Source organism: Pseudomonas sp. SDO5591_S426, from assembly GCF_054070755.1.
On the sequence record NZ_JBSVXD010000001.1, the window covers coordinates 14,208 to 29,276 of the forward strand.

Sequence of the window (15,069 nt, forward strand, 5' to 3'; positions counted from 1 at the left end):
TGACGCGGCGTTTTTTGTCAGTTTTCAGAGCGCACGTTGAGTCAACCCGGACCAGAACCCTGTGCTGCCGGCCGCAATCGCCGCCTGGCCAAGGACTTCTGCCCACTGCGCATCACTGCCGAACTCATCCCGCCAGGACCACAAGCGGCGGGTGTTGAAGTGCAAGGTGTGTTCGTGGGTGAAGCCGATCGCACCGTGAACCTGATGCGCCACTGAAGTGGCGAGCGTCGCTGCCTCTCCAGCGCAAACCTTGGCCACTGCAACATCAAACGCGAGGCAACTGCCGTTGCCGGATTCGGTTTGCAGGGCCTCGCACGCGCTGCGCAACGCCACCTGAGTCGCCATGCGCGCGGCGGCGATACTCCCGGCCATTGCAGCCAGTTGCTGCTGGATGGCCTGGAACTTGCCGATCGCCTTGCCGAACTGCGAGCGCTCGTTGGCATAGCTCACAGCCTTGTCCAGGCTCGATTCGAGGGCACCGACCAACATGCAGGCACGCATCAGCGCACCGAACACCCAGACCGGTTCCGCCACATCCGCCAGTTGCAGATGGCCGACGGCATGCACGGCAGCATTGGAAAAATGTACGGTATCGCGCTCTTCTCCGGCGAAGTTGCTGCCGGTTTCCACAGCGACCGCCGTCAGATGAAGATCGACCAAGGCAATGCGACCGGGATCGGCTACCACAGCCCAGCGACAACTGCGCGCCCAAGGCACATTGAAGGCGCGACCTTCGAGATGGCCGTCATCGCTCAGCGTGAGGTCGCCAAGACGTCCGGCCTGGATCAGCGTGATGGGGCCCTCCGGCACTTGCAGTCCCGCGCGGGCCAGCAGCAGCGAGGCCACCATGGTTTCGCTCAACGCCAGTGGCGCACTCCAGTAGCCAATGGCCCGCAACACCGGGCTCACTTCCAGCCAACTCGCACCGCTGCCGCCCGACTCTTCAGGCACCAGGGCGCCGGGCAAACCTTGGGCCACCACCTGTTGCCACAGGTCGCTGGCCGCGTGACCGGCTTCGAAACGGGCAAGCAATTGGGGCGTGATCTGTTCGGCGAACAAGCCTTCTACGCTGTCGGCGATCATCGATTGCAGTTCGGACGGGGCGCCGTCGTCGGCGTGTTGAAAATTCAAAGCCTGGTTCATCGCAGTCCTAAGCCTCTGGCAATAATGCCGCGAAGAATTTCGCGGGTGCCGCCACGCAGGGAAAACGACGGGGCGGTCTGGGTCAGGTAACGCATCACCTGGTCGAGTCGGGAGTCGGGTTGGCGCACGCCGCCAAACAGGTCGTGGGCAAGGTCGGGCAGTGATTGCTCAAGCAGGGCGCCCTGATCCTTGACCAGTGCCGCCGGTGTGGCCGGGTTCTCACCGCGAGCGAGCATGCCGGCGACGCCCAGCGACATTTGCCGCAAAGCCGCGTAACGCGCGGCGACGCGGCCAAGGCTGACGGCGTGGCGCAGGTTCTGCGGATCGGCCGCATCGAGCATTTCCAGATACAACTGGGTACAGCTCAGATAACGCTCCGGACCACTGCGCTCCAGCGCCAGTTCGGCGCCCACCTGTTTCCAGCCGTCGCCGGGCTGGCCGATGAGGAAGTCATCGGGCACAAAGACGTTTTCCAGGAACACTTCATTGAAGTCGTGCTCGCCGATCATGTTGTAGATCGGGCGAACCGTGACGCCGGGAGCCTGCAAGTCGACCAGCAGTTGCGACAGCCCCGCGTGACGGTTGCTTTCATCCTTCGGCCCGGTGCGCAGCAGGGTGACCATGTACTGGCTGCGGTGGGCGCCGGTGGTCCAGACCTTGCTGCCGTTGACTACCCAGCCGCCATCGACCTTGGCCGCACGGGTACGCACCGAGGCGAGGTCAGAGCCGACATCCGGCTCACTCATGCCGATGCAGATCATCAACTCACCGCGAGCAATGGCCGGCAGAAAGCGCGGGGCCAACACCTCAGGCGAGAACTTCATCAACAGCGGGCCAGACTGGCGCTCGGCGATCCAGTGCGCATTCACCGGCGCGCCGGCCGCCAGCAACTCTTCCAGCACCACATAACGCTCCAGGGCGCTGCGTTCGTGTCCTCCGTAACGCTTGGGCCACGTCATGCCCAGCCAACCGCGCTCACCCAGCTTGCGGCTGAACTCGAGATCGGCGCCGTTCCAGTTTTTGGCGCGTTCGTGGGGTGGGAAGTCTTTCAGCGTTTCGGCGAGAAACTCACGCACTTCGGTGCGCAAGGCTTGCACCTGCACGCCAAGATGACAGGGCCGAATATCGAGTGCCTGCATGGCTTAATGCTCGTGTGAAAAAGGAAAAGGGGTTGAGGTTTTCTAACTTGCTGAACGCCCAGCAAGTAAATAAGCTACCAGCAACCCCGGTAGCGAGCAAGCCGCCGTCAATCCGAAATAAATCCTTTGCTTCTGGAGTCTCCATGTCGACGCACAGCGCTTTTAACCCCGGCCGCGGCCTAACCCTGGACCTGCAAGATCATGTCGCCACAGTCAGTTTCAATCGACCGCCGCTGAATTTCTTCGATGCCGAACTGATCCAGGATCTGGCCAACACCCTGCAATTTCTCGACGATTTGCCCGAGTGTCGGGTGGTTATTCTTCAGGCTGAAGGCAAGGTGTTTTGCGCCGGTGCTGACTTCTCCGGGCCAGAGCAGTGCGATCCGCAATACCCACGCCGCGTCTACAAATCCGCCGTGCGCCTGTTTCGCAACCGCAAGCCGATGATCTGTGTGGTCGAAGGCGCGGCGATTGGTGGCGGGTTGGGTCTGGCGCTGGTGGCAGACTTCCGGGTGACCAGCGAGAAAGCGCGGTTTTCGGCGAACTTCAACCGATTGGGCATTCATCAGGGCTTCGGGATTTCGGTTACCATGCCGCGCGTGGTCGGCGTGCAGATGGCCTCGTTGCTGATCGCCACGGGGCGTCGCATTGATGGCCGCGAAGCCGTGCGCATCGGCCTCGCGGATGTGCTGGCAGAACCAGGCCAGGAACGGCAAAAAGCCCGCGAACTGGCCGAAGAGATCGCCGCGTCCGCACCGGCGGCGGTGATCTCGAGTCGCGAAACCCTGCGTATGGGATTGGCCGATGCCGTCGACCGGATCATCGATCGCGAAGCCAGCGAGCAGGAATGGCAGATTGTCAGTGCCGACTTCGCCGAGGGCACGCGCGCCATGACCGAGCGCCGCACTCCAGTGTTTACAGGACAGTAAGGAATACCCGATGGAACCCGTTGAAAAAACCGCCCAGCCTGCTTCGCGTCGTACCCAGCTCGAACGCCGCGCCGAAGCCGAGCAGCGATTGCTGATCGCCGCGAGACAGATCGTTGCGCGCAACGGCTGGGTCGGCATGACGTTGTCAGAAGTCGGGGAGGAGGCCGGTTACAGCCGCGGTCTGGCAACCCACCATTTCGGCAACAAGGCCGGGCTGTTGCGCGCCCTGGCGGGTTTCGTCAATACCAGCTTTATGGCGCTGGTGGCGGACAAGGCCTCGCAGTGGCAACCGGGAATGGATGCGCTCAAGGGTTTTGTCGGAGTTTACCTGGTGCGCACCGACGGTGACTGGGTCAACACCCGCGCGCTGTTGGCGTTGATGTCCGAAGCCGTGACGCAAGATTCGGAAACCGCGCAAATACTCGCCGAGTACAACCGCTCGGTGCAGCAGCATCTGGCCGGCTACATTCGCGCCGGTATCGACAACGGCGAGATTCGGGCCAATGTCGACCCGCTGGCCGGCGCGCTGCTGATCCTAGGGACTTTGCGCGGCACGATGCTGCAAGTCTTGCTCGACCCAACAGGTGTCGACCTTGGGGCCTTGCACGAGCAATTGCTCGCTTTCATTGAAAACGCGCTGGCGTCCGTGCCAACGACCTGAGTTCGGGGCTTACTCCAGCAGGCCCTGGGTCCGTGCGATCGAAACCGCTTCCGTGCGACTGCTGGCGCCGAGTTTGCTGTTGATCTTGCGCAAGTGCGATTTAACCGTCAGCTCGGAAAGGAACATCTTCTCGGCAATCTCACGATTGCGATAACCCAACGCCAACATGCGCAGCACCTGCAATTCGCGGGTGGACAGGCTGGTTGGCGAGTCTTCCTCGCTCTTCGATTCGATTTCCTTGACGCCACTGTTGCGCTGCAGCAACTGGCTGACGAATCCAGAGCGGATGCCCAAAGCCTCTTCCTGGCCGTGAAAGGTCACCGACCAGCGTTCCAGCAGTGCCGCCAACGGCGCGCCCTCATCGAGGAACGTGCGGACGAAGCCGACATGGCTGGCGAAACGCAGGGCCAGGGTCAGTTGTTCGAGTGCTTCCTTGTGCAGTTTCGCGCCATCGAGCGCCGTCGCCAGCAACAGGCGCAACTTCAGAGCGCGGCGGTATTGGTGACGTTGCAGGGCGATGTCCATGGCCTGACGCAGGCGTTCGATGGTGCTTTCGTCACCCTGGGCAATGCACAGCCGCTGGCGCGTGATGAAAGGCGCGTCGACATCGTTGGCGCTCAACACCACGCCCGGTTGTTCCCAGTCGCTCAGTTGTTCGGCGGCGCGCATGGCGTGATCAGCGGTTTCCAGACGGTTTTCCAGGGTCGCGATACGCGCCCGCTCCAGCCAGGCAGAGCAGAGGATGCGCGTCGAGCCGGCCACTTGGCCGAACTGGTCGAGATCGGCCAGATAGCGCATCCATGCCGCACGATCCCCATTGAGGTAGGCAATGCGAGCCTGCAACACGTGGGTGGTGATCAAGGAATCCGGCGCGGCATGTTCCCTGGCGTAAGGCAGCAAAACGTCGAGACATTGCTGCGCCTCTTCCAGTGCGTCGGTTTCATAAAGCACGACACAATGGATGGTTTGCAGCACCGGAAAACCCACTGGCGGTGTACCGGCAAAAGACTCGCGACTGCGCTGCACTGCGGTGGTTACACGGGTTAGCGCGCTGTCCAGCTGACCTTGGGTCAGATCGAGCATGGCTTGCAGTGCATCGGTGGTGTCGCGCAGGTAAGTCGTTTCACGTTGTGCTTCACGCAGCCCGGCGCTGCCGAGTTTTTGCCGGGCCTCATCGTAACGACCGGTGTAAAACAGACCACAGACCTGCACAAAAGCAGTGACCCGAAATTGCAACTTGTGCTCTGGCTCCAGTTGTTCCAGCAGCTCAGTGCTGGCTGCCAGGGCTTCGGGAGCGCGGTCGCCGATCAACAGCAGTAACGGATGCACGTAGTGGTGTTCCCCCGCGAGCGCCGGGCTTTCCAATACTTGCAGGGCATCTTTGTGACGACGGGCATGGAGCAACGCCCACGCGTAGGCAATGCCCAGCCCCGGATGCAGCTCGCGAATCTCGTTCGGAATTCTCGAGAGCCAACGCATCAACAGGCTGGCGTGACCGTTCTCCACCAGTTCGTCGATATGCAGCACCAGTTGCGCGGCGGCTTCATCCAGCAAATCGGCGGAGAACAAATGCTCAAGGGCCTCGACAGGCTGGCCGTCGGCGAAACACCAGCGCGCTGCATGGCGACGTAGCTGTTCGGACAGGCCCGGCTGTTGTTCCTCAAGCGTTTGCCGAAGGAAATCGGCGAAAAGCGTGTGATAGCGGAACCATTGGCGCTCATTGTCCGTGGCGACGATGAACAGGTTGCTGCGCTCCAGATCTTCGATCATCGACTTGCTGTCGCTGCGATCGCCGACGGCATCGCACAGGGCCGGACAGAACTGTTCCAGCACGCTGGTTTGCAACAGGAACTGGCGGCATGGCTCGCTCTGCCGCGCGAACACGTCTTCGGCGAAGTATTCCGCCAACGCAACGTTGGCGCCGCTGAACGTGGAAATGAATGCGGCCGGATCGCCATGCCATTGCAAGGACAACGTGGCCAGATAAATACCGGAAATCCAGCCTTCGGTGCGCTCATGCAAACTGGCGATTTCTGGTGCGGCGAGGGACAGTTGACGCTTTTCCCGCAGGTAGCGGGTCGTCTCATCGAGGCTCAAGCGCAATGCTTCGGTGCCGATTTCCAGCAACTCGCCGCGGGCGCGTAGACGGCCCAGATTGATCGGCGGTGTGGTGCGCGTCGCGATGGCCACTGTGGCGCGGGCGGGCAACGCCTTGAGCAGGTGCTGGAAAAAATCCAGGACCGCTGGACTGTTGATGGCCTCGAACTCATCCAGCAGCACAGCGAATGACTCGTTTACCGGAGCGATGTGCTCAAGCAGCCATTGCTGTGCTTGCGCGGCATCGTCGCTACTCGGCGCGCCCGAGCTGTCAGCGATCAGGCCAAGATCGCGCAGCCCCGTGTGCAGCACGCTGACCAGGCGTGCCAAATCATTGTCCGTCGCGTCGAGATTGCACCACAACACCTGCCGCCCTTCAGCGAGGCAGCGTTCGCGGTACTGCTGCAGCAATGCGGTTTTGCCGTATCCGGCACCGGCGTTGATGAGGATCAGGCGTGCGCTTTCCCGTTGCGCCAATTGTGCAAGCAGGGCCGAACGTTCCAATTGCCCGGGCAGGGTCGCCGGCACCAGGAATTTGCTGGCACGGATATGCAGCTTTGCTCCCTGGGCTGGTTCGTTGGAACTACGTTCAAAACCTTCCATGCATCCTACCTTTGGTTGTCGTCGTGTCGGGGTGGCGCTTTCTAGTATCGCTCGTCATGAGCCAGATCCGATCCATGGTGCGAGCCCACCAGTGTAGCGGCCCGATACCTGATTGACAGCTCCCCGAACCGACCATTGCATGGAAGTCGAAACACCATGAGTGCCAATGAAAACCTGTGTGCTGCCGATATCCGCGTCATTCTCGACAAACAACGCGCCGCCTGTCTGGCCAACGAGCCTTGGACGGCGGAACAACGCTGTGAACTGATCGACCGCGCCATCGGCCTGTTGGTCGACTACCAAGGCGAAATCATCGAAGCCCTGGCCGCGGACTTCGGTCACCGCAGCCCCGATTTCTCGCGTCTGTTCGATGTGCTGGGGCCGCTGGCATCGCTGAAGTATACCAAGGCAAAAATCGCCGAATGGATGAAGCCTGACCAACGAGCCACCGACCGTGGCGAGGCGTGGGTGCAGTTTCAGCCGCTGGGCGTGGTGGGCATTCTCACGGCCTGGAATTTTCCGGGGAATATGGTCTTCAACGGTCTGGCAGGCGCATTGGCTGCCGGCAACCGGGTGATGATCAAGGTCTCGGAATACAACCCGAAAACCTCCGAATTGCTTGCGCGGATTTTCCGCTCGGTGTACGCCGAAGATGAAGTTGCGATCATTACCGGTGGGCCCGAAGTTGGCCAGGCGTTCAGCAGCCAGCCGTTCGACCACCTGCTGTTTACCGGTGCCAGCAGCATCGGCAAGCACGTCATGCGCGCCGCCGCCGAGAACCTGGTGCCGGTGACGCTGGAACTGGGCGGCAAGTCGCCGACCATCATTTCCCGCAGCGCTGATTTGAAAACCGCCGTCAGCAAAATCATCACCGGCAAACTGCACAACGCCGGCCAGATCTGCCTGGCACCGGACTACGTGTTCGTGCCTGAAGAACTGCAGGACGCGTTCGTCGCCACCGTCAAGGAAGTGGTATCCAAGCTATACCCGACGCTGCTGGAAAATCCGGACTACACCTCGGTCATTAATGCCCGTCATTTCCAGCGCCTGAACGGCTACCTCGACCAGGCGCGCAATGCTGATGTCGAGTTGATCGAACTGAACCCGGCCAACGAAGATTTCAGCGGCCAGCCGCATCACAAGATCGTCCCGACTTTGCTGCGTGATCCGGGCGACGAACTGCTGGTCATGCAAGACGAAATCTTCGGCCCGTTGCTGCCGTTCAAGCCCTACAAGGATTTCGCCGAAGTGGTGGCCTACATCAACTCGCGCCCGCGTCCGCTGGGCCTGTACTACTTCGGCAACGATGCCACTGAAGAATCTTTCGTCCTCAATCGCACCACCTCCGGCGGAGTGACGCTCAACGACGTCCTGCGCCACGGCGGGGTCGAGACGCTACCGTTCGGCGGTGTCGGCCACAGCGGCATGGGTTGCTACCACGGTTTTGATGGTTTCCGCACTTTCAGCCACGGCAAATCGGTACTGCGCGCCGCCGACGGTCCGGACCTGATGCGCCCGCCCTATGGCGAACAGATGCGTCAGATCGTCGGTTCGCTGATCAAGCGCTAAGGCGTTCCCAGTGATGACGGGAGCACCCGCCATCACCAACCGATTCCTGCTTCCAATAAGAGAATAAGAATATGAAAGCTGCCGTATTTCACAAACCCGGTACGCCACTGACCATCGAAAACGTCAGCATCAGCAAACCCGGCCCACGGGAAGTGCTGGTGCGTACCGTTGCCGTTGGCGTTTGCCATTCCGATCTGCATTTCGTCGATGGCGCCTACCCGCATCCGACCCCCGTTGTGCTCGGTCACGAGGCCTCCGGTATCGTCGAACAGGTCGGTTGCGATGTGCGCACGGTGAAGCCGGGCGATCACGTGGTGACGTGCCTTTCCGCCTATTGCGGGCACTGCGAACATTGCGTCACCGGCCACCTGTCGCTGTGTGTTTCGCCCGACACCAAGCGCGGCGCGGACGAAGAACCACGCCTGACTTACGTGCAAAAACCGATGACCCAGTTCATCAACCTGTCGGCCTACGCCGAACAGATGTTGGTGCATGAGCACGCACTGGTCGCGATCCGCCGCGACATGCCGCTGGACCGCGCAGCACTGCTCGGTTGTGCAGTCACCACCGGCACCGGCGCGGTGTTCAACACTGCCAAGGTCCGTCCGGGCGAAACCGTGGCCGTGATCGGTTGCGGCGGTATCGGCCTGGCCACCATCAACGGTGCGGCACTGGCCGGTGCCGGGCGGATCATCGCCATCGACATGCTCGACTCAAAACTGGAACTGGCCCGGCAATTCGGCGCCACCGACGTGGTCAACGCCAAGGACGGCGATGCCGTGAAAATGGTGCAGGAATTGACCCGTGGCGGTGTGCATCACTCCTTCGAATGCATCGGCTTGAAGCAAACCGCCGAGCAGGCTTTCGCGATGCTGGCTCGCGGCGGCACGGCCACGATCATCGGCATGATCAAGCCTGGCCTTAAGCTGGAAATCGATCCGCTTGCGTTGCTCCACGAGCGGCGCATCCAGGGTTCGTTCATGGGCTCCAACCGTTTCCCGGTCGACCTGCCGCGTCTGACCGACTTCTACATGCAAGGCCGACTCAAACTCGACGAAATGATCTCGCAGCGCATCAAGCTTGAGCAGATCAACGAGGCCTTCGATGAACTGCGCCACGGCGAACTCGCACGCTCGGTCATCGTCTTCGACCAGTGATTGGCCACTGCCGTCGCGGGTACAGCCCGTGACGGACCCTCACGCCCACCAAGACCGGCCATAAGCCGGCGCATGATTATTGAGGTAGTCGATGGATATCCAGTTCAGCCCAGAGGAAGTCGAATTTCGCGAAGAAGTCCGCGCCTTTCTACGGGACCAGTTACCGGCGGATATCGCCGCCCGAATCAATCAAGGCAAGAGCGTCTGCAAAGACGACCAGGTGCGCTGGATGCGCATTCTCAACGACAAGGGCTGGCTGGCTGCAAGCTGGCCGGTGGAGCAGGGCGGCACCGGTTGGGGCGCAGTGCAAAAGCACATTTTTGACGAAGAATGTTCAGTGGCGGGCGCACCGAGAATCGTGCCGTTCGGCGTGAACATGGTCGGGCCGGTGATCATCAAGTTCGGCACGCCCGAGCAAAAGGCGCATTACCTGCCGCGCATTCTCAATTGCGATGACTGGTGGTGTCAGGGCTATTCCGAGCCGGGCGCGGGTTCCGACCTGGCCAGCCTGAAAACCCGTGCCGTGCGCGATGGCGACCATTATGTGGTCAACGGCCAGAAAACCTGGACCTCCACCGGCCACATGGCCGACTGGATGTTCTGTCTGGTGCGTACCGATGTCGAGGCGCAGCAGCAACGCGGAATTTCCTTCCTGCTGATCGACATGAAGACTCCCGGCATCACCGTGCGGCCGATCATCACCCTCGAAGGTGGTCATTACGTCAACGAAGTGTTCCTCGATAACGTGCGCGCGCCGGTGCAGAACCTGGTCGGCCGTGAGAACGAAGGCTGGACCTGCGCCAAGTACCTGCTCACCCATGAGCGCACGACCATCGCCGGTATCGGCATTGCCAATGCCATGCTCGCGCGCCTGAAAAAGATCGCGAGTGTCGAGAAGCGCAACGGTAAACCGCTGATCGAGGACCCGGGCTTTCGCGCACAAATCGCCGACGTTGAAATCCAGTTGATGGCCATCGGCATGAGCAACTTGCGCATCCTCGCTGCGGCCCGCGATGGCGGCGTCCCAGGTTCGGAAAGCTCGATCCTGAAAATCAAGGGCACCGAGATCCGCCAGGCCATCACTTACCTGTTGACCAAGGCAGCGGGGCCTTATGCCGTGCCGTTGCTCAAGGACGAGTTGGGTTACGACTTCGATGGCGAGCTGCTGCACAACGACTACAGCACCACGTCGACCTGTCAGTACCTGGAAATGCGCAAAGCCTCGGTCTACGGCGGTTCCACGGAAATCCAGAAGAACATCATCGCCAAGATGATTCTCGAACTGTAAGGGGCAGACCATGGACTTCAAACTTTCAGAAGAGCAGCAAATGCTGCAAGACACCGCTGCCCGACTGGTTCGCGACACCTATGGTTTCGAGCACCGCGAGCAATTCCGCGAAAGCGCACAAGGCTTCAGTGGCGAGTTCTGGCAACAGCTGGGCGAACTGGGCCTGACCACGGTGCCATTTGCCGAAGCCTACGGTGGCTTTGGCGGCAATGGCGTCGATGTGATGCTGGTTGCCCAGGAACTGGGGCGCGGCCTGTGTCTTGAGCCTTGGTTGCACTCGGTGATTTTCGCCGGCGGGCTGGTCGAGCAGCTCGGCAGTGCGGCGCAGAAAAGCGAACTGCTGCCGCAGGTCGCCAATGCGCAGCTGCAATTGGCGGTGGCTATCGACGAGCCGCAGAGCCATTACCAGTTGCACGACGTGCAGACCCGCGCCGTGGCGGTGAACGGTGGCTGGTCCCTCTCGGGGCACAAGTCGCTGGTGGTGGGCGGGCAGAGCGCCGGTCTGATTCTGGTATCGGCACGCGTCGCCGGCGATGAACGCGACGAAGCTGGCATCAGCCTGTTCCTGGTCGATCCGGCGAGCGCGGGTATCAGCATCCGCGAGTACCCGACCATGGATGGCCGCCGAGCCTGTGACCTGTTCCTCGACAACGTGTTTGTCAGTTGCGCCGCTGTGTTGGGTATGGACGGCCAGGCACTGGACGCATTGCGTTACCAGCAAGGCCGCGCCATCGCTGCACAGTGCGCCGAAGCCGTCGGCAGCATGGAGGCCACGTGTGCGCTGACCCTTGATTACCTCAAGACCCGCAAGCAATTCGGTCAGGTCATCGGCAAGTTCCAGGTCCTGCAACACCGCATGGTCGACATGCACATCGAACTGGATCAGGCGACTTCCATGGCCATGCTCGCGGCCTGTGTAGCCGACGAGCCGGACAGTCCGGAACGCAGCCGCACGCTGGCCGCTGCCAAGTACATCGTTTGCCGTGCCGCGCGTTATGTCGCCGATCAGGGCATCCAGTTGCATGGCGGGATCGGCCTGACCTGGGAATACGTCCTCTCTCACCACGCCAAGCACCTGCTGATGGTCGCGCGCCAGTTCGGCGATGACGACCATCACCTTCAGGAATACAGCGCGCTGATGCAGGCGGTCTGAGTCCGGAGCCAGGGGGGAGGGTGGGCCTACCACCCGAGCCGGGCGGTGTTGAGGGCAAGGATGCGCATGCACAATCTTTCTACACCACCGGATGCTCAGTCATCGCACTGGTTTGTCATTGTCCGGGCCAGCTCCCGGCATTTTTTGGAGTCATCAAATGAAAGTCCTCGTAGCCGTCAAGCGCGTGGTCGATTTCAACGTCAAGGTTCGCGTCAAGGCGGACCATTCCGGCATCGACCTCGCCAACGTAAAAATGGCCCTGAACCCGTTCTGCGAAATTGCCGTGGAAGAGGCCGTGCGCCTGAAAGAGCAGGGCGTAGCCACTGAGATCGTCGTGGCTTCCGTAGGGCCGACCACGGCTCAAGAGCAATTGCGTACCGCCCTGGCATTGGGAGCCGACCGCGCCATCCTCATCGAAAGCAACGATGACTCGAACTCGCTGGCCGTGGCCAAGCTGCTCAAGGCCGTTGTCGACCAGGAACAACCGCAACTGGTGATCCTCGGCAAACAAGCCATCGACAGCGACAACAACCAGACCGGTCAGATGCTTGCCGCGCTCACCGGTTTTGCCCAAGGCACCTTCGCCTCCAAAGTTGCGATTACCGGAGACACCGTGAGCGTGACCCGTGAAATCGACAGCGGCTTGCAGACCGTCGCCCTGAGCCTGCCGGCGATTGTCACCACCGACTTGCGCCTCAACGAGCCGCGCTATGCGTCGTTGCCGAACATCATGAAGGCCAAGAAAAAGCCGCTGGAAACTGTCACGCCCGCATCGCTCGGGGTGAACACGGCGTCCACCGTCACCACCCTGAAAGTCGAAACACCGCCAACCCGCAGCGCCGGGATCAAGGTCAAGTCGGTGGCGGAACTGGTCGAGAAACTCAAGAACGAGGCGAAGGTAATCTGATGACTATCCTGGTTATTGCAGAGCACGAAACCGGCGCAATCGCCTCGGCGACCCTGAACACGGTTGCGGCGGCGCAGCAGATCGGCGGTGACATTCATCTGCTGGTAGCGGGTGCCAATGTCAGCGGCGCAGCCGAGGCAGCCGCCAAAATCGTCGGCGTGAGCAAGGTGCTGGTGGCCGATAACGCTGCCTACGCCCACCAATTGCCGGAAAACGTCGCGCCGCTGATCGTGGAGCTGGCCGGGGCTTACAGCCACATTCTGGCGCCCGCCACCTCCAATGGTAAAAACATCCTGCCGCGTGTTGCCGCGCAACTGGACGTTGACCAGATCTCCGAGATCATTGCCGTTGTATCGGCGGACACCTTCAAGCGCCCAATCTATGCCGGCAACGCCATCGCGACCGTGCAGTCTTCGGCATCGGTGAAGGTGATCAGCGTGCGTGCCACTGGCTTCGACGCCGTTGCCGCCGAAGGGGGCGCGGCGGATGTCGTGCACGTCAACGCCAGCCATGATGCCGGTTTGTCGTCATTCGTCGCCGAAGAATTGGCCAAGTCCGATCGCCCTGAACTGACCGCTGCGAAAATCGTGGTGTCCGGTGGCCGTGGTATGCAGAACGGTGACAACTTCCAGTACCTGTACTCGTTGGCCGACAAGCTCGGTGCCGGTGTTGGCGCCTCGCGGGCGGCGGTCGATGCCGGTTTCGTGCCCAACGACATGCAGGTCGGCCAGACCGGCAAGATCGTTGCGCCACAGTTGTACATCGCCGTCGGTATCAGCGGCGCCATCCAGCATCTGGCGGGGATGAAAGACTCGAAGATCATCGTCGCGATCAACAAGGACGAAGAGGCACCGATTTTCCAGGTCGCCGATTACGGTCTGGTGGCAGATCTGTTCGAAGCAGTACCGGAGCTGGAACAAGCCCTCTGAATCAATTCGAAGCTGACCCACTGTAGGAGCGAGCTTGCTCGCGATGGTCTTGAGGACGCTGCGTTTAACCAGAAAGCACGCGTTTTCGTTAACGACCATCGCGAGCAGGCTCGCTCCTACAAGAGCGGTTCTCCCACGCACAAGGAACGCAGCATGAGTCAAGCAGCGGAGCAGTACCTGCCGATAACGTCCGACTATTCAGAACAGCAAACCCGTCTGGTTTACCGCAAGGTGATTTTGCGGTTGTTGCCTTACCTGTTCCTGGCCTATGCCATCAACACCATCGACCGCTTGAACGTGTCCTTCGCCAAGCTGCGCATGGCTGAAGACATCGCCCTTACTGACGCGGCCTACGGCATCGGCGCGGGCATTTTCTATCTGGGTTACATCCTCTTCGAGGTGCCGAGCAACGTCTATCTGCAGCGCATCGGCGCCCGCGCCACGCTCACGCGGATCATGCTGCTGTGGGGCATGGTGACGGTGGCCACGGCTTTCGTGACCACGGCGAATCAACTGATCTTCGCGCGGTTTTTGCTCGGTGTGGCGGAAGCCGGTTTTTTTCCCGGCGTCATCCTGTACCTGACTTACTGGTTTCCGGCCGCGCTGCGTGCGCGAATCACCGCTGTGTTCCTCATGGCGGCGATGATCGCAGGCATCGTCAGCGGACCGCTGGCCGGCACCATCATGAGCCATTTCGATGGCTGGCTGGGACTGCGGGACTGGCAGGTGCTGTTCGTTGTCGAGGGGATTCCGGCGATGTTGCTGGGGGTGTTCGGCTGGTTCTGGCTGGTCGATAAACCAGAAGAGGCGCGCTGGCTCACCGCACAGGAAAAACACGTACTCGCTTCAGCCCTCGCTCAGGGACGACCGGCGGACACGCCCAACGCCAGCCTGGCCCAGGTGCTGCGTAATCCCCGGGTGTACATCGCCGGGTTGGTATTTTTTTGCATCTACAGCGGTTCGAACACGGTGTCCTATTGGATGCCGACGTTGATTCGCGGCTTTGGCGTTCAGGACCTGAAGACCATCGGCCTGTTGGCCAGCGTGCCTTACATGTGCGCGTTGGTTGGCATGTACCTGCTGGCCCGCAGTTCCGACAAACGCCTGGAGCGGCGCTGGCACGTGAGTTTGACCCTGCTGCTGAGCGCAACCTGCTTCTTTCTGCTCGGCCCGTTTCAGAACCACTTGTTGTTTTCGCTGGTGTTCATGAGTGTCGGCGCGGCTGCCGCGTTGTCCGCACTGTCGTTGTTCTGGAGTATTCCACCGGCCTTGCTGTCGCCTTCGGCGGCGGCGGTGGGCATTGCGGTGATCAGTTGCATCGGCGGCATGGCCGGTGTCGTCAGTCAGATCGTGGTGGGCGCGATCAAATCGGCGACGGGGGATTTGTACCTGGCGTTCGATGTGATCGCCGGCGTGTTGGTGGTGGGCGCCGTGGTGTTGCTGGTGGGCATTCCTGCCAGACAATTGACCGAACGTGTGAAGCCGTAAGGCACT

General features: G+C 61.2%; 12 protein-coding genes. 9 read left to right on the plus strand and 3 right to left on the minus strand.

All coding sequences use genetic code 11. The annotated features are described in order from the left end of the window. Nucleotides 1-24: 24 nt before the first annotated feature. Together ACW9JC_RS00060 and ACW9JC_RS00065 are read right to left on the minus strand one after the other, a co-directional pair. Nucleotides 25-1,143, minus strand: coding sequence for an acyl-CoA dehydrogenase family protein (locus ACW9JC_RS00060; RefSeq protein ID WP_457452770.1), 1,119 nt, complete (start codon nt 1,141-1,143; stop codon nt 25-27). Next, on the minus strand, nt 1,140-2,282 hold the full coding sequence (locus ACW9JC_RS00065; RefSeq protein ID WP_448107857.1) for an acyl-CoA dehydrogenase family protein: 1,143 nt from the start codon (nt 2,280-2,282) through the stop codon (nt 1,140-1,142). The genes ACW9JC_RS00060 and ACW9JC_RS00065 overlap by 4 nt, the downstream gene beginning before the upstream one ends. 143 nt (nt 2,283-2,425) lie before the next feature. Between ACW9JC_RS00065 and ACW9JC_RS00070 the strand changes: the two genes are divergently transcribed. Together ACW9JC_RS00070 and ACW9JC_RS00075 are read left to right on the plus strand one after the other, a co-directional pair. Continuing rightward, nucleotides 2,426-3,211, plus strand: coding sequence for an enoyl-CoA hydratase/isomerase family protein (locus ACW9JC_RS00070; protein ID WP_457452771.1), 786 nt, complete (start codon nt 2,426-2,428; stop codon nt 3,209-3,211). A 10-nt stretch (nt 3,212-3,221) separates the two neighbouring features. Continuing rightward, a complete protein-coding gene (locus ACW9JC_RS00075) occupies nt 3,222-3,872 on the plus strand; it encodes a TetR/AcrR family transcriptional regulator (RefSeq protein WP_457452773.1) in 651 nt (216 codons plus the stop codon). A gap of 9 nt (nt 3,873-3,881) precedes the next feature. Here the strand turns inward: ACW9JC_RS00075 and ACW9JC_RS00080 are convergent, their stop codons facing one another. Next, nucleotides 3,882-6,572, minus strand: a complete 2,691-nt coding sequence (locus ACW9JC_RS00080) for a LuxR C-terminal-related transcriptional regulator (RefSeq protein ID WP_457452774.1) — start codon at nt 6,570-6,572, stop codon at nt 3,882-3,884. 156 nt (nt 6,573-6,728) lie between these two features. On the opposite strand from ACW9JC_RS00080, the gene ACW9JC_RS00085 reads away from it, so the two are divergent. The 7 genes from ACW9JC_RS00085 to ACW9JC_RS00115 all read left to right on the plus strand — a co-directional run bounded on the left by ACW9JC_RS00085 (nt 6,729) and on the right by ACW9JC_RS00115 (nt 15,063). After that, entirely contained in the window at nt 6,729-8,141 is a 1,413-nt protein-coding gene (locus ACW9JC_RS00085; RefSeq protein ID WP_457452775.1) for a coniferyl aldehyde dehydrogenase, read from the plus strand. A 71-nt stretch (nt 8,142-8,212) separates the two neighbouring features. Then, nucleotides 8,213-9,298, plus strand: a complete 1,086-nt coding sequence (locus tag ACW9JC_RS00090; RefSeq protein ID WP_457452776.1) for a Zn-dependent alcohol dehydrogenase — start codon at nt 8,213-8,215, stop codon at nt 9,296-9,298. Nucleotides 9,299-9,389: 91 nt separating this feature from the next. Then, nucleotides 9,390-10,586 carry an acyl-CoA dehydrogenase family protein gene (locus ACW9JC_RS00095; protein ID WP_457452777.1) on the plus strand — a complete coding sequence of 399 codons (1,197 nt, stop codon included), beginning with the start codon at nt 9,390-9,392 and terminating at the stop codon, nt 10,584-10,586. Nucleotides 10,587-10,596: 10 nt separating this feature from the next. Further along, the gene (locus ACW9JC_RS00100) at nt 10,597-11,739 is read left to right on the plus strand and encodes an acyl-CoA dehydrogenase family protein (RefSeq protein WP_457452778.1); all 1,143 of its coding nucleotides are present in this window, start codon (nt 10,597-10,599) and stop codon (nt 11,737-11,739) included. A gap of 157 nt (nt 11,740-11,896) precedes the next feature. Next, on the plus strand, nt 11,897-12,646 hold the full coding sequence (locus ACW9JC_RS00105) for an electron transfer flavoprotein subunit beta/FixA family protein (RefSeq protein WP_457452779.1): 750 nt from the start codon (nt 11,897-11,899) through the stop codon (nt 12,644-12,646). Beyond that, nucleotides 12,646-13,575, plus strand: a complete 930-nt coding sequence (locus ACW9JC_RS00110; RefSeq protein ID WP_457452780.1) for an electron transfer flavoprotein subunit alpha/FixB family protein — start codon at nt 12,646-12,648, stop codon at nt 13,573-13,575. Before ACW9JC_RS00105 ends, ACW9JC_RS00110 begins: the two co-directional genes overlap by 1 nt. A gap of 153 nt (nt 13,576-13,728) precedes the next feature. Continuing rightward, complete coding sequence (locus ACW9JC_RS00115) at nt 13,729-15,063, plus strand: MFS transporter (RefSeq protein ID WP_457452781.1); 1,335 nt, start codon at nt 13,729-13,731, stop codon at nt 15,061-15,063. Nucleotides 15,064-15,069 lie beyond the last annotated feature (6 nt).